23 protein-coding genes are annotated in these 17,137 nt (G+C 56.9%); 10 read left to right on the plus strand and 13 right to left on the minus strand.

Annotation, left to right across the window (positions count from 1 at the left end; translation table 11 throughout):
• Positions 1-132 precede the first annotated feature (132 nt).
• Positions 133-951: an FkbM family methyltransferase gene (locus G3N96_RS32505; protein ID WP_206139741.1), complete on the minus strand. Its 819-nt coding sequence runs from the start codon at positions 949-951 to the stop codon at positions 133-135.
• Positions 952-1,124: 173 nt separating this feature from the next.
• Between G3N96_RS32505 and G3N96_RS39785 the strand changes: the two genes are divergently transcribed.
• On the plus strand, positions 1,125-1,256 hold the full coding sequence (locus G3N96_RS39785; protein WP_277399470.1) for a hypothetical protein: 132 nt from the start codon (positions 1,125-1,127) through the stop codon (positions 1,254-1,256).
• A 908-nt stretch (positions 1,257-2,164) separates the two neighbouring features.
• Here the strand turns inward: G3N96_RS39785 and G3N96_RS32510 are convergent.
• Positions 2,165-2,401 carry a hypothetical protein gene (locus G3N96_RS32510; RefSeq protein ID WP_206139742.1) on the minus strand — a complete coding sequence of 79 codons (237 nt, stop codon included), beginning with the start codon at positions 2,399-2,401 and terminating at the stop codon, positions 2,165-2,167.
• Between the two features lie 72 nt (positions 2,402-2,473).
• On the opposite strand from G3N96_RS32510, the gene G3N96_RS32515 reads away from it, so the two are divergent.
• Positions 2,474-3,247: a DUF1796 family putative cysteine peptidase gene (locus G3N96_RS32515; RefSeq protein WP_206139743.1), complete on the plus strand. Its 774-nt coding sequence runs from the start codon at positions 2,474-2,476 to the stop codon at positions 3,245-3,247.
• 56 nt (positions 3,248-3,303) lie between these two features.
• On the opposite strand, the gene G3N96_RS32520 is transcribed toward G3N96_RS32515, so the two are convergent.
• Positions 3,304-4,104, minus strand: a complete 801-nt coding sequence (locus G3N96_RS32520; protein ID WP_206139744.1) for an ABC transporter permease — start codon at positions 4,102-4,104, stop codon at positions 3,304-3,306.
• Between the two features lie 63 nt (positions 4,105-4,167).
• The gene (locus G3N96_RS32525) at positions 4,168-4,611 is read right to left on the minus strand and encodes an alpha/beta fold hydrolase (RefSeq protein WP_241022929.1); all 444 of its coding nucleotides are present in this window, start codon (positions 4,609-4,611) and stop codon (positions 4,168-4,170) included.
• 319 nt (positions 4,612-4,930) lie between these two features.
• Between G3N96_RS32525 and G3N96_RS32530 the strand changes: the two genes are divergently transcribed.
• On the plus strand, positions 4,931-5,194 hold the full coding sequence (locus G3N96_RS32530) for a hypothetical protein (RefSeq protein WP_206139745.1): 264 nt from the start codon (positions 4,931-4,933) through the stop codon (positions 5,192-5,194).
• Positions 5,195-5,314: 120 nt separating this feature from the next.
• Entirely contained in the window at positions 5,315-5,509 is a 195-nt protein-coding gene (locus G3N96_RS32535; protein ID WP_206139746.1) for a hypothetical protein, read from the plus strand.
• 258 nt (positions 5,510-5,767) lie between these two features.
• Here the strand turns inward: G3N96_RS32535 and G3N96_RS32540 are convergent, their stop codons facing one another.
• From G3N96_RS32540 to G3N96_RS32560, 5 genes are read right to left on the minus strand one after another with little or no spacing between them, the layout of a single operon-like run.
• Entirely contained in the window at positions 5,768-6,199 is a 432-nt protein-coding gene (locus G3N96_RS32540; RefSeq protein ID WP_206139747.1) for a hypothetical protein, read from the minus strand.
• A complete protein-coding gene (locus tag G3N96_RS32545) occupies positions 6,196-6,525 on the minus strand; it encodes a hypothetical protein (RefSeq protein WP_206139748.1) in 330 nt (109 codons plus the stop codon). The genes G3N96_RS32540 and G3N96_RS32545 overlap by 4 nt, the downstream gene beginning before the upstream one ends.
• 10 nt (positions 6,526-6,535) lie before the next feature.
• Positions 6,536-6,952: a DUF5131 family protein gene (locus tag G3N96_RS39435; RefSeq protein WP_241022930.1), complete on the minus strand. Its 417-nt coding sequence runs from the start codon at positions 6,950-6,952 to the stop codon at positions 6,536-6,538.
• Positions 6,949-7,320: a hypothetical protein gene (locus G3N96_RS32555; protein ID WP_206139749.1), complete on the minus strand. Its 372-nt coding sequence runs from the start codon at positions 7,318-7,320 to the stop codon at positions 6,949-6,951. Before G3N96_RS32555 ends, G3N96_RS39435 begins: the two co-directional genes overlap by 4 nt.
• 10 nt (positions 7,321-7,330) lie before the next feature.
• Complete coding sequence (locus G3N96_RS32560; RefSeq protein WP_346778923.1) at positions 7,331-7,633, minus strand: hypothetical protein; 303 nt, start codon at positions 7,631-7,633, stop codon at positions 7,331-7,333.
• Positions 7,634-7,934: 301 nt separating this feature from the next.
• On the opposite strand from G3N96_RS32560, the gene G3N96_RS39440 reads away from it, so the two are divergent.
• From G3N96_RS39440 to G3N96_RS32575, 3 genes are all read left to right on the plus strand, one after another.
• A complete protein-coding gene (locus tag G3N96_RS39440; protein WP_241022931.1) occupies positions 7,935-8,534 on the plus strand; it encodes a hypothetical protein in 600 nt (199 codons plus the stop codon).
• A 67-nt stretch (positions 8,535-8,601) separates the two neighbouring features.
• Positions 8,602-9,066, plus strand: coding sequence for a tyrosine-type recombinase/integrase (locus G3N96_RS39445; RefSeq protein WP_081058741.1), 465 nt, complete (start codon positions 8,602-8,604; stop codon positions 9,064-9,066).
• 342 nt (positions 9,067-9,408) lie between these two features.
• Positions 9,409-10,311 carry an HNH endonuclease signature motif containing protein gene (locus tag G3N96_RS32575; RefSeq protein ID WP_206139750.1) on the plus strand — a complete coding sequence of 301 codons (903 nt, stop codon included), beginning with the start codon at positions 9,409-9,411 and terminating at the stop codon, positions 10,309-10,311.
• A 236-nt stretch (positions 10,312-10,547) separates the two neighbouring features.
• On the opposite strand, the gene G3N96_RS32580 is transcribed toward G3N96_RS32575, so the two are convergent.
• The 3 genes from G3N96_RS32580 to G3N96_RS32590 are packed head-to-tail and all read right to left on the minus strand — an operon-like array spanning position 10,548 to position 13,248.
• Positions 10,548-11,480 carry a hypothetical protein gene (locus G3N96_RS32580; protein ID WP_206139751.1) on the minus strand — a complete coding sequence of 311 codons (933 nt, stop codon included), beginning with the start codon at positions 11,478-11,480 and terminating at the stop codon, positions 10,548-10,550.
• On the minus strand, positions 11,477-12,553 hold the full coding sequence (locus tag G3N96_RS32585) for an AAA family ATPase (RefSeq protein ID WP_206139752.1): 1,077 nt from the start codon (positions 12,551-12,553) through the stop codon (positions 11,477-11,479). The genes G3N96_RS32580 and G3N96_RS32585 overlap by 4 nt, the downstream gene beginning before the upstream one ends.
• Before the next feature lie 23 nt (positions 12,554-12,576).
• Positions 12,577-13,248: an SOS response-associated peptidase family protein gene (locus G3N96_RS32590; RefSeq protein ID WP_206139758.1), complete on the minus strand. Its 672-nt coding sequence runs from the start codon at positions 13,246-13,248 to the stop codon at positions 12,577-12,579.
• A 59-nt stretch (positions 13,249-13,307) separates the two neighbouring features.
• Between G3N96_RS32590 and G3N96_RS32595 the strand changes: the two genes are divergently transcribed.
• Complete coding sequence (locus tag G3N96_RS32595; protein WP_206139753.1) at positions 13,308-14,327, plus strand: IS110 family transposase; 1,020 nt, start codon at positions 13,308-13,310, stop codon at positions 14,325-14,327.
• A 1,154-nt stretch (positions 14,328-15,481) separates the two neighbouring features.
• Here the strand turns inward: G3N96_RS32595 and G3N96_RS32600 are convergent.
• Entirely contained in the window at positions 15,482-15,826 is a 345-nt protein-coding gene (locus G3N96_RS32600; RefSeq protein WP_206139754.1) for a ribonuclease E inhibitor RraB, read from the minus strand.
• 110 nt (positions 15,827-15,936) lie between these two features.
• Between G3N96_RS32600 and G3N96_RS32605 the strand changes: the two genes are divergently transcribed.
• Both G3N96_RS32605 and G3N96_RS32610 read left to right on the plus strand, forming a co-directional pair.
• Positions 15,937-16,428 carry a hypothetical protein gene (locus tag G3N96_RS32605; protein ID WP_206139755.1) on the plus strand — a complete coding sequence of 164 codons (492 nt, stop codon included), beginning with the start codon at positions 15,937-15,939 and terminating at the stop codon, positions 16,426-16,428.
• A 99-nt stretch (positions 16,429-16,527) separates the two neighbouring features.
• Complete coding sequence (locus tag G3N96_RS32610; RefSeq protein ID WP_206139756.1) at positions 16,528-17,133, plus strand: hypothetical protein; 606 nt, start codon at positions 16,528-16,530, stop codon at positions 17,131-17,133.
• Positions 17,134-17,137: the final 4 nt, after the last annotated feature.

Below are 17,137 nucleotides of genomic sequence, written 5' to 3' on the forward strand. Positions count from 1 at the left end.
ACTTTCCGCTTCTGCAAAGCTGATCTGCCGCTTCATCACTATGGGTCCGTTCCGTGAGCTTCCTTTTACAACGTCCTCGGCTACGTCAGCGATGACGGCCGAGCCTGATTAATCAGTGTTTCCCTAGTGGCTTCAAGCGACTGGCTCTTGAGAAAACACGAACATTGGACTTGTATGGTGGTGCGTCTCGCATGGCTCGGCGTCAACGTTCGCGAATTCCAGTTCGTAGTCGAGCCTGCGCAGAAACACGCGATAGCCGTACGGGTGTGTCTCTCTTAGCCGGGCCCGAAAGTCATGCCTTAGATCCCCATAAAGCTCGGCGATAATAGCACGTGGTGGGTAGTGGCTAAGCGTTTCCCTACCGCCTGATAGCGCGTCGACTTCAGCTCCCTCGATGTCCAGCTTCCAGACGTCGAAGGTACCGTATTCAACGCGCAGTGCGTCGATTGTCGTGGTCTGCACGGAGATCTTATGGAGCGTGTCACCAAAGATGTAGGGGAAGAGCGCAAGCACTTCGTCCTTTAGGCTCGATCCTTGATTGTGAGCCAACGACATGGTCATAATCGCGTGGCCCATCTCAGAGGAGATGGCTCGCTCTACGGGCACGACGCGGCTCGTAGGCAGGCTCGCGAGCCTCGCAAAGAGCTCCGGGATCGGCTCGGCAGCGATTACGCGATGCGCGCCAACCTCAAGCAATTCTAGTGCTGTCACACCTATATTCGCACCGGCATCAAGCACCTGATCGCCCGCTTTGACGAATCGGCGGAACAGCGCACGATCAATATCACCTTGCGGATATTGAATATCCAAGAGCAGCGACGCCGAGTAATACCTCTCGTGCCGGTGAGACAAGTTAAACGTGATCGGCGTCGAACCAATTTCGAAAGTGACTTTTCCGCTCTCGCGGATGCTGCCCTCGATTTCTGTGTACAGCATTTCCCGCATCAACATCGCGCTCTCGTTTGTTAAGTGGAATGGATGGGTTTTGCAGACCTTCCCTAGCGGTTTTTGACATAGGCTGCCGTGTATGATATGCGAAACCACCCTATGCCGAAGGGTTTGTTGTGGGAGGTCGATCGAAACCTGGCCCGCTCAGGGATCCGCGTCGGCGCCGTGTACCGACGATGCCGGACTTCGTTGCCCCGACCGAATCGGAACTGCGCGAGCTTTGGCGCACAAACCGCGATCCCGAGGTCCGGCGCCTGATCCTCGAGATCGTGGCGCTGCGAAAATCTCTTGAGAAGGTGATGGACTGATGGAAATCAACCGAACGCGCACGTCGAACCGCGGCGATCTGAAGAGTCAGTTGGGGCCGTTCGAAAGCTCTACCACATGCTTCGCGAGGAACTGCGACGAGCGCGGAGAACTAGCAGTGCACCTGTGGCATTCTGGACACTCGTCGCACTGGAGGTCGACATGCGCACAATTGCGGAAGAATTCAGCGATTCCGACGACGACTGGGTTGGCTTCGCCTCGGCGCAACGCCGGTAGGACGACCATTCGCTACTGGCGTACCTGTTGCGTTACGCGGACTGCATCCCGGAACACCATGTCGTCGTCCAGGTTGAGCTCATACTACGCACAGAGTATCCGCCTCGGGGCATTCGTACGCCGTACCAGTGCGTCACCCACTTCGATCCGAGGCACTCGACTGATTTGCCGCTCACGTGAAAGCGCAACATCGAGGAACTCCGATTCGATTCCAAGACCACCTACGTCGAATGCGGATATGACATTTTCGACTCGTTCAGCGACGTCACGATGGACCTGATGGCGCGCGGTTTCTACATCGAGCCGTTCAATTAGCCACCGACGGAAGGCCTGACCGCCTCTACTTCGGCGCGGTCAGCGCGATCTGGTCGCGAATCGTACTATCGCGCCGGCGATGCTGATACGTCCGATATTACAAGACGTAAGACAATTGATGCGGTAAACTCACGCGAAAATGTGATGGGCAAAGCATGAGAAACCGGCGCGAAAGTCACAAACTCGTCAAAATCATCAAGGACGAGTACACAGGAACCCCACCCGAAAAGCAATTGAAAGAATTGCGCCGTGGGATTGAGTTCCTATCGTATGCCTTTATTGTGGCAGTAATCACGCTGTTCGTGATCGGCCCCCTAAGCTTCCAGCGAGACATCGTGGCCCCTATCAGGGCCATGTTCTAGGCGACCCGCGCTTTGATCACTTCGTCGAACGGATCTGCCCTGGGAAGCTCTTGGAAGCCGAACCGCCCCATAGTTTCGCGAATAGACGACTCCAATTCTCCGGGATTGAGATTCCGGATAGAAGGAGGCTCGCCTTGCGCTGCGATCTCCAATACCACATCGCCTTCAATACTGTCCCGAAAACGAAAGACGCCTGCAAGACCAAGAATATTTTTTTCCAGATCTTTTGACATTTTTGTTTATCAAAATATGACGTGCCGGAAGCAAAGAACTTCCAAATCAAATGGCCAAAATTGGAGATGCACATGATCGATCAGGAATTTGACCACATCATCAGCTTGGGTGGCCATTGCCAAACAGCATACCAGATCCGACGACATTTCGGGACGGACAAGGCTTACCCCTTCGACTGGTGGGTTACGCCGACCAAGGCGCTTGTCGAGCTTCTCGAAAGTGGTTTCGTCGATATTTTCCGTGAAGAGCACATGAAAATTGTGCAGGAAGACACCGGCCCAGCGGTGATGTGCGGAAAGTATGGGCTGATGCACTACCATGACTTTGACGAGGCCAAAATCAATGGGGTGTACTCGCCATACCTTGTGCGCACCAAGTGTGCACAAAACAACAGCAAGTTTTCGTACCTCATAACCCGGCTACTGAACCTGTCCGGGAAAGTTCTGTTCGTACGATTCTCACACGGGTGGGTTCAATTCTACGAACACACGACCATGTTCGACGAGGAATTGCTCACACGGTTCATGAACGCTATGCGAGCGATGCTTCCGAATGTCGAGGTCAATTTCCTGCTCCTCAACGACTACAACAACCACGCCGGCCTCGACGGCAATCCGTTCCCCGGCGTCTACACTTCAGTCGTGAACAATTACGACGAGAAGCTCTGGTACGGCAGCAATCAAGGTTGGGACGAGCTGTTCAAGTACCACAACATCAGGTTGCGCCGAGCGGATAACGTTGACGCGCCGCCCCTGTCCCCCGAAGAGTCGACGAGCGCAGCCGCGCATGAGGAAGTGGGCCAACAATCTCAAGATTCTGAGCAGGTCGCCGAGGCGTCTCAGTAAGGTCGCGTGGCGTTCTCCGGAAGAAAAAAGACCGCTCGGAAGAGCGGTCTTTTCATTTACTCGGGTTCAACTCGACTACTAACGTAGCGGACCATAACAAGACCGGCAAGCAATATAGTGATGTCCGCGAACATCATATATTCAATGTCATAGTGAGGCTTCACCAGCGATCCAAAATATCCGGCACGGATCATTTCACATCCGTAAACCGTTGGAATCCACTTAACTACTTGCTGCGCCCTTTCTGGAATCCACTCCATCATAAAAGCCGCGCCGGACAGCGGAAAAAGCAAATACGCAACAGTATGCCAAATTCTGTCATAGGTCTCGCTAATTTCACTCAATGAACCTATGATAAATCCAAGTCCAAAAGCAAAAATAGTAAGGTACACCCACCCCATCAAAATCAGTAGGATGTCGGCCGGCGGCTCCATCAGCCCGACTGAGATGAAGAACACCGACAAAAACAGGAACGACATTGTTGCGCCAGATGCCTCAAGAATTGCGCGAGCGAGGAACAAGTCAATCACACGGACATTGCGGTGATACAGCAAACTATGATTCGGAAGAATTGCCAATGCACATCTGTTAGCAGTATTTCGCCACAACAGAATCGTGGAATAGCCGGTGACCGCAAATGCCGTGATAGACAAATTCGACCCGTGATTTAGCTTCGCCACATTCCACAGCGCGGTCACCCCCAGGGTGAACGACATAGGCTCGAAGAAAATCCACAAGAACCCAATGTTGTGACGACCGTATCGAGTGATAATCTCGCGCATTAACAACGCGCCGACTACTCGACACTGAATCTGAAACGAACGGAACAGCGGTGTATCGTGCTTTGCGCCAGGCATATCTGCGGCCAGAGTGTCAGTGTTGCGCGCATTCTATCAGCTTGATGCAGCGCACGAACGCACTCAAGGCTCCGCAGCCACGCTCTGGCTGCCAGTTGGGCATTCCATTGAGGCAAGAGCTGCGATTACACGCGCGATCGCGTGATCAGTCACATTCGGGAATGGGAACATCGGCCGCCCTATCGGTTGTATAGGCCCGGCGTGGCGCCAGTCCAGCGGCAGTTCGGGCACGATGTCGTTCCCGTTCTTGTACAGGTTCAGCTGCACTTTTGCGAGCAGCGCCTCGACGCTCCCGTTTGTGCTCACCCGCGGCGGCTCGAAGCCGTCCACGGCCGCCGGCGGGTTGCCGCCGACCACCATTGCGGCTGCCGCCATGATCGCGATCGCGGCGCCAAGCGAGTGCCCGACGAGCGTCACCGGCCGCCCGTCGACCACGGCGAGCACATCGACGGCAATCGCACCCCACGCCTTCCAGAACCCGTGATGCACCTGGCCGATGGCGCACATTCTCGACGGCCGCCCAGAGGTAGGCGACATCGGCGTCGACCAGGTGCGCGTGGTCCTCGTTGTGAAGCGGCGCGCCGTCGCGAAGGAACGTGTGGTGCACCCAGTCGTTGACGCCGTCTGCCGGCGCCAGGCGACGAAACCAGCTTGAGCCGTCAAACAGAATATCCGGCGGCATCGGGCGATTCGTTAACACGTTATTCACCTACCATCAATTGGAGTAAACACACCGACGGAAGTGTGACGATCCCTCTTGAAGCTCGACTTCGAGCCTCAATGTCATCCGATGGCATCAGCCATTCCATAACGCTACGAGGGAAACATGAATACAGCGAACCGCCCCATTTCGATGGGTCAAATGTCAACGACGTCAACCGTAAACACGATTGCTGATTCGGCAATCCTCGCCACTCTTATCGCCACCACCTTGAAGGGAAATGGCGCTGCGATCGAAGAATTCCGCAAAGCGGTGCATAAAATGCTGTCTGCGCCTACGGGTAGCCCCGAGCAGGCAGTCCTCGCCGACCTCGTCCGCGAACGTGTCAATCTCGTCATCGACATGGTGCAGACCTACTCCGGCAACTAAGATCAATGACAATGCCCACTGGCTTTCGCTCGGCGGGCTCAATGTTTGGCAAATTCGCGTTGCCGCTATGGCTCGTCGAGCCTCCGCTAAGCGGCAATAATTCAAACTACGGGAGTAAAGATGGCCTATTTCATTGACGACGATGCTCGCGCTGAAGCAGCACTGAAGCTGATCACGCAAGCAGTTCAAGCGGGAGCGCTGAACGGAAAGGGTGAATGGTGGAGCTATCGTGATCCGGAGACGAGCGGCCAATGCCTCGGCAAGTTCCTTGGCGCAGCGGCTAAGTCTTTGGCTGACGAACTCAAGAAGCTGTAACGAAAAGCCCGCTGGCTTTCGCTCAGCGGGCTCGAAAATTCTGGTGCCAGCAGGGCGGCGGAAACCCGTCTGCACCTTTCGGCGCGCTGGCTGATCACCTCGCTGCGTCTTGCCCGCCGGCGCAGCTAAGGCCGGAATCAGTATAGCGCGACCAGAAACGAAAAAGCCCGCTTTCGCGGGCTTCTTTACTCGCGCGTCTGCCTCCCAACTGGGAAGCAAAAGCTCACGCGCGAGGCGGAATCGGTAATCTGCCGAGGATCATAGAACAGATTCCGAGGGTTTACAACCGCTCGATGCAATTTTTCCGATGACCGAGTCGGCAGTCAGCTTCACGATGCTCTGCGAGATGACGCGGTGCGCCTCGGCGAGCACGAGCTCGAAGCGCCAGCCGCGCAGCACGACGTTGTGCGATTTCCGCATCCGGGTCTGCACCTGGTCCGGGCCCATGCGCCAGACGTAGGTGTACTTCAGCACCCACTTCGCGACGTGGTTCGGCATCGCCGACCAGGCGGCCTCGACGAGCCATCCGTCCTTCTGCTCGGGTGGGATCGTCATCTCGGCCAGCGCCTTGTCGCGCAGCGCCACGTGCAGACGCGCCCACTGTGCGCACACCTCCGGCTTGAACCGCGGCGAGCGCACCGTCGCTCCCCAGTTGTCGAGGCGTTCCTCGATGCTGCGGAAGCCGCTCATCGGGCACCCCGCGTCGTCATCGCCAGCGCCTGCAGGCTACCGAGCCAGCCAGCGTACCCCGTGAGATTGCTCGTGAAGTCCGGCCGGATCCGCATGTCGATGTGCCCGTCCCCGCCGCATGTGCCGGCCAGCGAGAACATGCGGCCGCGCTTTTCGCCGCGTCGGACGTCGATGCGCGTCGCGGCACGATCGCTGCCGAGCAGGTGCCGCACGGTCGACAGCGGCACGTCCGCGTTGCGCGCGAGATCGTGCGCCGTGTAGCGCTGCCCGGGCTTCATGACCGACAGCACCGTGTCGAGTGTGATTTTCGTGGTTTTCGTCTTCAAAGGGCCCTCCCTATGCTCGGTGCAGGTTCAGTTCGATGACTTCGACTCGCACGCCGGGCACGACCGCATAGCGCTTCGCAACCCAGAGATCGACGACCTGGCCGTCGTCGACGTATGCAACCCCGTTCATCCCGTCTTTCAACGCCTTGACAACGTTGTCCGCGTCCGGCTTCTTGGTGGCGCCGATCTCTCCGGCGGCGGCGGCGCGTTGACGCTTCTGCGACCAGCTCGTCGGGATGGGCATGCCGATGTGCACCACGAGACGGATCGGGCCGGCGTACGGCTCGGTGCTGCGCATCGCAGCGCTCGCGGCCATCTTCACGAGGTTCTCCGCGTAGCAGTGGTCGCAGCCCGGGCCGACCTTCTGGCAGCCTTCCCACGGATTGAAGGTGTGGTCGCACCATTCGATTTTGGTGTTCTCGCTCATGTGGCGGCCTCGAACAAAGTAAGTTGAGCCTGCGCGGCGGCGCGCCTCGGTAGGGTGGCGCGGAGCTTCTGGCGGTATGTGATATGCGGTGGGACGTGTCCGGGCAGCAGGCTCAGATGGCTAAAATTCATGCCAGGGCGAAAGGACATCACATGCACGAACGCGAACGCCGGACTGATACGGCACAATTCGGGTTGCCATTCGGGCATGCAGGCGCGCCAGTATTTCGTCAGTCGCTCGCGCTCGGCGAGCTTGTCGACAGGGGCGTGATAGTTCCGGCGCCGCGCCCGAACCTTCTCGATGCGCTCGGCAGCCACGAACGTGGTTTCTCCGGCCAGTAGCATTGCGGCGGTGATGGTCTGCTTCATCGCCGCACCATCATGCGTGCGTTGCGTAGACCGCGTACGGGCCGTCTTCGCTGTCGCCAATCTCGATCAGCCACCAGCCGGGCTCCGGTATCGGATCCCATGCCGTGATGTCGAGATTTCCGTTGTCGAAGTACGAGACGTATGCCGGGTGATCCTCGTTCTCGCTTTCGAGGTGGTAGATCGCCGTCTTGGCGCCGGCCTGCGTTTCAAGCGCTGCCCACTGTTCCTTCGTGCAGTGCTCGGCGCCATCCATCGTGACATTCCAGAAGTGGCGCAGGTCCGGGTGGATGAAGTAGCCGTCCTGGTCGCGCACGACGGGGACTGCTTTCCGAATCGGAACGCTGGCGCGCCGACGCGCACATCGCCGCCGCGATCAGCCACTTCTCGGGCCTGAAGCTGCTCGTTCTCGATCGCGCCGACGTCCTGGTCGGGCCGGAGCGTGACCGGCTGCTGTACTGGCTCGACGACCTCGCCTACACCGAGCAGATCGACACGGCGCTCGTATTCATGAGCCTGAAGATGGCGCCGGCCGGCCTGCCCGAAGGCATCGAAGCGTTCTGGATCGAGAACGGCCAAATTGCGGCCGCCGCGCCGCGCGCCGTGCGGGAGGCCGCATGATCGAAGCCATCGAGAAGCACCTCGGCAGCGTGCGCGAGGCCACGGCCAAGGCGATCGCGACCGCGACCGGCCTTCCGCAGGTCGACGTCTCGAAGACGCTGCACAAGATGATCGGCGTCGGCGCGATCGAGCGCGAGAAGCGCGCGGGCGGCGGCAACGAGTACGTGTACTGGCTCGCTGGCGCCGAGCAACCGACCGCGCCCGCCAACGACGCTTCGCCGCCGGCGGAAGCGCCCGCGCTGGTATCGGTCGGCCTGGTCGAGAAGTCGCTGGATCCGAACGCCAGCGTCATCGACGTCGCGCAGATCATCGCCGGCCTGCGCGCCGACGTCGAGCGCCTCACAGCCGAACTCGACGCCGCGCAGCTGAAGGCCGCTGCTCGAAACGTTCGGCGACATGCGTGCGGCCGACATCGACGCGACGCATGTCTCGCGCTACCTGCGCATCGAACGCGCCGCCGCACCGGTGCGCGCGAACCGCGAGGCCGCCCTGCTCTCGAACCTGATCGGTCTGGCGATCGACCGCGGCGAGGCGAAGCACACCCCCTGCCGCGAGGTCCGACGCAACGAAGAGCAGCCGCGCACCGAGGCGCCTGAACCTGAAGACTTCCAAGCGTTCGCCGCCTGGGTCGCATCGCTCGGCGGACAGAAGGCGGTCATCGGCATGGCCGCTGAGTACGCGGCGCTCGCCGGCAACCGGAAGGTCGAGTTCCTCGATCTCGCGTGGCCTCAGATAGACGAAGCCGCGGGCGAGATCCGGGTGAAGCGTGCGAAGCAGCGCGGCAAGAAGCGAGGCGAGGTGATTGAGCACATCGAGATCACGCCGGCGCTGACTGAGCTGATCGCGCGCCTACGCGCCGCTCGCAAAGACGACTGCCTGTACGTGTTCTCGAACCGGTACGCAACACACTACACGCCGGCCGGCTTCAAGACCGAATGGTCGAAGCTGATGAGCAAAGCGCTCGAGCTGAAGAAAATCGGAAGAAGGTTTACGTTCCACGACCTGCGCGCGTATTACGTGACGCGGCATAAGGCGGAACGCGGTGCATTGCCGGACCTGCATGCGAATCCGGCGACAACGGCGCGCGTCTACGATCGAACGAAGATCGTAAAGCGGAGAGGTATGTAATTCCCAATTTGGGAATTTAAAAACAAAAACGGCACTGGATAAAATCTCAGTGCCGTTTCTAACTGCTTGATACTGCTAGGAATTCTGTGGGGTGGCTGATGGGACTCGAACCCAATTTGATGGGTTACGAGGGGGAGCACAGGGGGAGTATGCCTTTGAATTATATGGAATTTTAAGACTTCAACTCCTATGGTCTCCCCTTCAAACCCCACAGTTGTCCCTGGAATTGTCCCCGGAAGAAACCAGCTCACACAGTCGACCACCCGCCCGATCTGCCCCCTTCCACTTCTGTGTAAACAGAGGTAACGTCTCACGAACACATCAAGCTTGGGCGACGGGAAAATGGAGTTCTATTGGGTAAACGTTGGGCTTACGATCAATGAAGTTCTCAGCGGTAACTTTCTCTGGGCGCCCGAACACACTGTCACGCAATCGGGGAAGGTACAGCACTTAGTGCACTGGGACAACGTCGCCGCAGTCAAGGCCGGCGACGTGATCTTTTGCTGCCACAGTCAGCGAATTTCTCATATCGCCAAAGCGGTCAAAGACTCGTATCGAGCTCCAAGACCTCCCAGCCGCTCCTTCTCCGAATGGAAGGCCGACGGGCACCGTGTCGACGTCCAACTGATCGAACTGAGGACCCCGGTGCTTCGTGACGAAGTCTCGGATGAGTTCATGTCGCGGTTTGACGAGCGCACTTCACCATCCCTGTTCACGAACTCAGGCACCCTCAAGCAAATTTATATGGCGCATATGCCGCAAGATGCCGGCGCCTACCTGCTCGAGACATCCCAGATGATCGACCGTTTCGAAGACGCACTGGTTACCGACGGTGGAAGTGGGAGAAAGGTATCGAAGACGACGCGCGATGCGATCGTGAAAGCCCGAGTCGGCCAGGGAAAATTTCGGGCAGATCTGCTCAAGAGATGGGACAAGCAATGTTCGCTCACTGGACTTGCAAACACCGACCTTCTCGTCGCCTCACACATCCACGCTTGGAGCCTCAGCACGAACGACGAACGGATCGATCCTGACAACGGGTTGCTGCTCGCTCCACATATTGATCGGCTATTCGACAAGGGGCTGATTTCATTTGATCACGATGGTGGCCTATTGGTAGGGCCGAAGTTATCCCAGCGCGATCGACAGGTCCTCGCGCTCGACCGGTATCCGATGCTGCGTAAGATCACAACGGGCAACAAGAGCTTCCTGGCGCGCCACCGTGCCCGATACAAGTTCGACTAGATCCAAACCTCATTTGAAGGCCGATTCCACTGTACGCAAGGTCAGTTGACGGGCCGAAAACCCACGACATCGTGCGGGTTGCCTGTGTCATCTCAACAGCCTTGTGGTTGCACGCATCTTCTTTGATACAAAACAGGGCCCGTCCTACGGGCGTCCATTCGCCTCCGCGCCAGTGCGAGTTTACTTAGCCAACTTGTCGCTCTGAAATACCCCCGGCCTGAAAACGTAACGCTACGTCAAATGAATGGAGTGACTGGCGCCTCAGTACATTCGCAATCCACAGAATACAAAAAACTCAGAATTTCATAGGCAGTTTTACACCCATCTATTGCTTCCGATCGAGATGTTTCACGGCCATTGTGAATCGCATCGTTTCGAATCTCGTTTAGACGAACCATTCTCGCATACAACGCTGGCTGCTCATCGCTCAACGAGCGGTTTGCAACCAACTTCAGAACTGGATCAAGATAGGTTTTGAGACGCTTCGTCGTCGTATTTCTAAGTAGCTCTTTTGCAGAATCCTCGGCAAGTCCACGCTTTCGCATAGACCTCTCCAAGAACTGTTGAGTGGTCGCATCGATTACTGCGGCTGACAAGAGTAAGCTTTCAGTCGGATATCCCGAGTTAGCAATACGATACGATCTTTGCAACGTTTTCTGCAAAAAACTTACACTTTCGGCTGCGAGATCTGCAACAGGGATGGAGACTCGATTTTCCGAGACAAGGGACATGGCCTGCGGCGACAAATCAATTCCGACGGCCATCCCATCGACACCAATGTAGCTAGCGGCCCAATCTGCAATCCCGAAATGCCGCACATGATCTAGGTTGCGATTATGTCGAATCGTGCTAGTAAATAGCAAATCAATAAAGTGATTTTGAAAAGCCTCCGCCTCTTCTAACAGCTTCGATTTTGAAGATTTAGCCCACTCAAGCAAGTCGGCTCCTTCAAGTTGGTGCGGCTTGACCCATGAAATCTCGACCAGAGTAAAGGAATAAGCTGGAACACTTACCCCCGGTACACCAATATCAATGAACTGAGGGTGAGATATAGCTAATGTGAACGCTCTTCCGCGATGGCGTAAGTTGAAGGTTCCAGCCTCCAATCCAGCACGTATAGGCCAATAGAGACCGACGTGCACAACGTAATCTTGCGCCGCCCCAGTCATTTTGCCAACTCAATTACTTTTTCTGAAAATGACTTAAATATTTCCTTGAATTTATTGCGCGACGCAATATAAGTTTTCTCCACCCTCCCCGACATGTCAAGTTCTTCATCAGTAAGAGCGAACACTGCTTTTGAGTGCTCCTGAGATTTCCCAATAAGACCATGGAAGTCCGGAACTTGAGCAATCTCCCACCCCTCGCCGAGCGCCTTATCATAATCGTTCTCAGGCAATAGCATTCCCGCTTCTTGAAGAGACGGTATCAGCGATTCCTGGCATCGATCTACAATCTTATCAATCCATTTTTGATAAGCATTCGTTACCTTACCCGACCTAACGTTAAATCTTTGAGAAACGATACCCAAGAATTTCGGATTCGAATTAGGCAATTTATAGATCAAAGATCCCGAGCGGGCGCGCAACTCGTTGGCGTTCGCCGCCCACCGCGGCAACGTCTTTGAAAGCGAATCAATCGCCAGATAGCTAAAATAGTCCGGGGCCACTGGAACAATAAAATAATCACACGAAACCAAAAGATTCTGATTAAGCGCGCCGACACTCGGACTCATATCAAGAAATACGTAGTCTATTTTATTAGCCTTTGCCGTTTCATCCAAAAGGTATCCAAGCGCGCCCGGCAAATTCTGCAATATTGACATTGCGCCCAAGAGTTTGTGCGCCATCGCCAAATCCGGCTCAAATAGACCCGTGTCTATATGCCCCGGCAACAGGAAAAGGTTCGGCTGAGTTGTGGTAACGATTTCTGCCGCTTCGATCTTTTCTGGAGAACCTTCAAACGCTCTTCTAGCCGCAGCATAGAGATTTGAATTCGGGTGAGCCTCGTAAAAATCACCAAGGTCGTCCAACCCCTCGAGCGCTAGAACCATGCCGGTCAGGTTACATTGAGGATCGCAATCGACGAGCAGCACGCGCTTGCCAGCCTCAGCAAGGGCCCAACCCAAATTGAAGGTCGTCGTTGATTTGCTGACACCGCCTTTATGGTTAAAGATCGCTATTTTTTTCATGAGTGAATCGCGCGCCGCGAAGTTACTGAGAAGATGCGTAGTGTAATCCACCGTGAAATCGGTGCAACGTCGAATCACTTCGGCGCAGCAACGAGCTCTTCTGCGGGGTAAAGCTGCAACATCGCACGCGCGGCCTCGACGTTCGAGGTCGTCAACCACTCTTCCCAGTCATCCGGCCGCAGGATCACCACCGACCGCTTTTCGTCGGCCGGCTTGTGCATGCGCGACATCAGAGGGTGGCCGTCCGCGTTGACCGTGATCATCGACATCGTGTGATGCTCGGCGCCGTCCTGGCCCAGCAGCGTCCGCCAGATGCCGGCGATGCACATCGTGCGCCAATCGGTCAGCCCGATCCGGTACCACACGTTCTTCCCTGTTTCGTAGCACGGTTCGTAGATCCAGTCAGCGGGGATCAGGCAGCGCTGACCGGCGCGCCAGGCCGGCCCGTAGAGCGGCGACTTTCCTAGGTTATCGTCTCGCACGTTCATCGTGCTGCGCATGATCGGCGGCTTCCTGCCCTGCTCCTTCGCCTTCTCGATGTTGGCCTTCTGGAGAGCGCGTGGCCAAAAGCCGAAGCCGGCTGCCAGCGGTTTGAGCGTCCCGTTGACGTTTGCGACGATTGGCGCGAGATAGTCCTGGTAGATCTCCGGCTTCCACGGGAAGTCCCGGTACAGGTCGCTGAACGGCTCGATCCGCAGTTCGCGAATTTCGTAGTCCTCGTGCGGTGCTCGATAGTTCGATGGGATGAACGCCGCTGCGCACAGAGCGCATCATACGCGCGCGGTACTTCCGAACGGAGGCAGCTATGAATCTCATCCCTGTGGGAGTCGACATTGGCAAGAACGTCTTCCAGATCCACTACATTGCGCCGGGCAGCGGAGAAATCATCAATAAATCGCTCAAGCGAGCGAACTTCCTCGAATATTTCGCCAACCTAGAGCCGTGCACGATCGGCATGGAAGCATGTGGCGGCTCGCAGCACTGGGCTCGATCACTCAGCAGGCTCGGGCACCAGGTCCGTCTAATGGCCCCGCGCTTTGCCAAAGCGTTCAACATCGGTAACAAGAACGATGCGGCGGACGCACGAGCAATTTGGCTGGCAGTGCAGCAGCCTGGCAATAAGGTCGCGGTAAAAAGCGAGGCGCAGCAAGCCGTGCTGGCGTTACATCGGCTGCGCCAGCAGCTCGTGAAGTTCCGCACCTCCCAGATCAACTGCATCCGTGGACTCTTGGGCGAATACGGCGAAGTCATGCCGGCGAGCCGCCGCGCCTTCGACGCGAATATCGCCGCCGTTCTCGATCGGGTCGGCGACCATGTCGCAGCACCGCTAATCGATACCCTCCAGGAGCAGTGCGCCGCCTTGGCACACCTGAATGAACAGATTGCGCGCATCGAGCAAAGGCTCGTGCAATGGATGAGCACCGACTCGAGCGCGCAAGCCATCGGCGCCATCCCGGGCGTCGGCCTGCTAACCGCCACCGCCGCAGTTGCCACGATCGGCGATGCGAAAGCATTCAAGTCCGGCCGCGAATTCGCGGCATCCATTGGCCTGGTGCCCAGGCAAGTCGGCTCAGGTGGAAGGACAACGCTGCTGGGGATCAGCAAACGTGGCGACGCTTATCTACGCACACTGCTCGTGCATTGCGCGAGAGTTATCAGCGTACAACTCCGATCCAAACACCCCTGGGTTGAACAGCTACTGAAGCGACGGCCTTATAACGTCGCGGTTGTCGCACTGGCCAACAAGCTTGCGCGTGTAATCTGGGCGGTGCTCGCTCGCGGCAGACCGTATCAACAAGACTTTGTCAGCACAAAGCCGGCATAGCCCGGCGTTAAAGGTCAACGACAGAGGAGTGAACTTCATCCGATCGCTCGGAGCAACAGAAGGAGATGACAGGACAGGTTGGACCGTGACTCGCTAAACCTGAGTGTGCACTAGCGCTTCAAGCGCGATAGTTCGTATAGGAGCGAGTCAGCGGTTCTCATCGTGGCCCGCGACAGCATCTGCGCCGCAACAAGGCCGAATATACGTATGCGATCCGCCTCTTCCGTCAGCACCTTTCTGCATTTTTTCCGGAGCTTAATCGACGACAAGGAGTCCTTTTCTATCTAAAGCAAGTCTTGCTTATCTGCACGCGCTTCGGGCAGATCGGGAGAAGCTTGCGTTACGAAAATGTGCTCCTCGATCGCCGCATTGGTTGGTTAGTCTGACCGTGGCTCGCTAAACCTGAGTGTGCACTGGCGCTCATAGCGCGATAATTCGACTAGGAGCGAGTTCACGGCGTCTCGACGCGTCAGCAATTCGTCTTGACCGTCTGCCCCGAAGCGGTCGTTCGGTGAGCGCATACATCATCCTTGATGCAACTCAAGAGCCTTGTCGCGTCGCAGTTTATACGTTGAATTAGATCGAGTCGGTCGTTATTGGGCAAGTTGTTCGCAGCCATGCGTCGAGGAGCACCGAAGAGATCGGCAAATTCCGCACGGCGTCCACAGACAGCCCTTCAGTAAAGCGGATCAACGCCTGCGCTGCAGGTCGTTCAAAACATGCTCGGGCCAGCGGAATCAGGGGTAACAGCGGACCATCGCCGGAGATTAATCCCTGATGGCGAGTGGCTGCTTGAACCACGGGATCATAATTCAAGCCCATAAAAACAGCGGTCGAGGTGTCTGCTCTTGCTCCTGAGGCAATTACCATCAGAGCAATCGCTATGCATACTTTTCGCATTGGGGCCTTCTAGTTGTCGCGTGGCTATATTCTGCGACTTTCCCTTTCGTTGGCGGCGCAGTGCCATAGATAGATTGTTGACGATTTAGTCCTGCGCGTCGATGGTCCGCTCATGGAGGACTGGAGACGGCGGTCAGTCATCAATTCTAGGGGCGGATTACCCCAAGGGCTGTTGCCGGCAAAGACTACTTGCTAAATCACGGCGTTCATATATGTACACATGGCGAGGCTGCCTCCAATGTGTCGGGGCTTGATCAGTGGCGCTTCTGGGCAAGACATCCCCATCCGTCATATTCCAAGCCGTAGAGCATGCAGAGACATGCCATGAAACCGGAAACGGACAAGATATTGTGCTGCTGGATAGGCATGTTGATCACCACCAAGACGCGATAAATTTCTCCCGATTGATCGAGGGAGGCTCTACCGTACTGATGGTCATTGATGAAGCTTGCAACGATCGACGCCTTCTCCGCAGACGCACCACGCAGCAGAAACTCCACATCACGCGGAATGCTGAAGTCGTCCCCGTCGGCATCCAGCGCTCGCAGGAGCTCAACGTCGGCTACGGCGGTATCCATCAGCGTTGCGACAGTCGACACGATCCGGTCCCCTTTTTGTCTCAGATCGGATCTGATCGTATCACCCGCAGCAGCTTCGTCTGCTCCCTATTTCAGCGACTTGACATCGGCATCTCGCGGCACGATACACTGTGTTTTTATACAGTGGTGGCATCGTGATCAAGCCTCAGTGGGCTTACATCTGGGAGTACGGGTTCCAAGGCGACAAACGGCGCCTTCGGACCCCGGTTGAGCTCACAAAGCGTGAATTTGAGTGCTGGATCGAGAATGACGAGCGATCGGTCTTCCTCGCCCCTTGCCACCCGATCGAGGCGACTAGAATCGATCGAAATCGGGTGCCGCTCACCGATCCGCGCTTCAAGATGAAGGCGGCGATGCCGGAGTTCGACGCACCAACGGACGCCGAGCTACGCGCGCTTTGGCGCGAGTACACCGACCTCCAAGTGCGCTGGCTCATCCTTGAGATTCATGCACTTCGCAAGTCACTTGAGCGAATCGAGGAATGGTATGTGTACACCGACAAGAACGTTGCTAACAAAGGCGATCTGGCCGGCGCGCAGGGACAGTTGCATCGACTGATGCACCTCTTGCGGGAGGAGATGCGCCGCGCCGGGATGCGCTAACCCTCGCTTCGCCGCAACACAAGTCTGCGCGCAGATGAGCCCCATTGTTGACGGCTGACATTCGGCCGCCTAAGCTCCGCCAAAGCCAAGGAGAAGACCATGACTCTGAGTCGGGACGGCTTCCTATCTCCGGACATTGACGCTCTCGCAAAGACAGCGCTGCAGGACTATTGCCCCGCTCATGTAGCTCTCATAGAACAGCTCAACCGATTCGCCATCGCCTTGTTGATAATGCCGCGAGACATCCAACAGCGTGACGCCGACCTCTTCGCTGTCACCCTTCTCAGCCGTGCCGTTCAGGACTTCCAAGCCGCTGTACTCCTCGGTGCCAGAGGACTTCGTGCGCAGTCACGCGCGATGGTGCGATCAACCTTTGAAACTGCCCTGTACTGCTCGGCCGCTTCCCGCGACATGGTGTTGTCGCAGGGAGTCAAGATCAAAGCCAAGAAGGGTGATGGGCCTACGTTACGGTTCGTCGATGCGTTTGAGGGCGGGCACCAGCGATATCGCGGGCAAATTGCGTCTGAGTTACGAGATATGCCTGAGATGTCAGTTGAAATGGGAGCGGCGCTCGACGCGTTGCTGGACCTATCCGTGATTTCGTGGGCGAGGCATATCATGAGGTGTAAAGGCCATGGATATGCCGATGAAGAAAAAGAGACAAACTGTAGCGCGTCAGGCAGCGGCCCGAGGGCCGCTGCCTGAACTG

It is taken from the genome of Burkholderia sp. Se-20373 (assembly GCF_017104705.1).
In the GTDB taxonomy this organism is placed as follows: Bacteria; Pseudomonadota; Gammaproteobacteria; order Burkholderiales; family Burkholderiaceae; genus Burkholderia.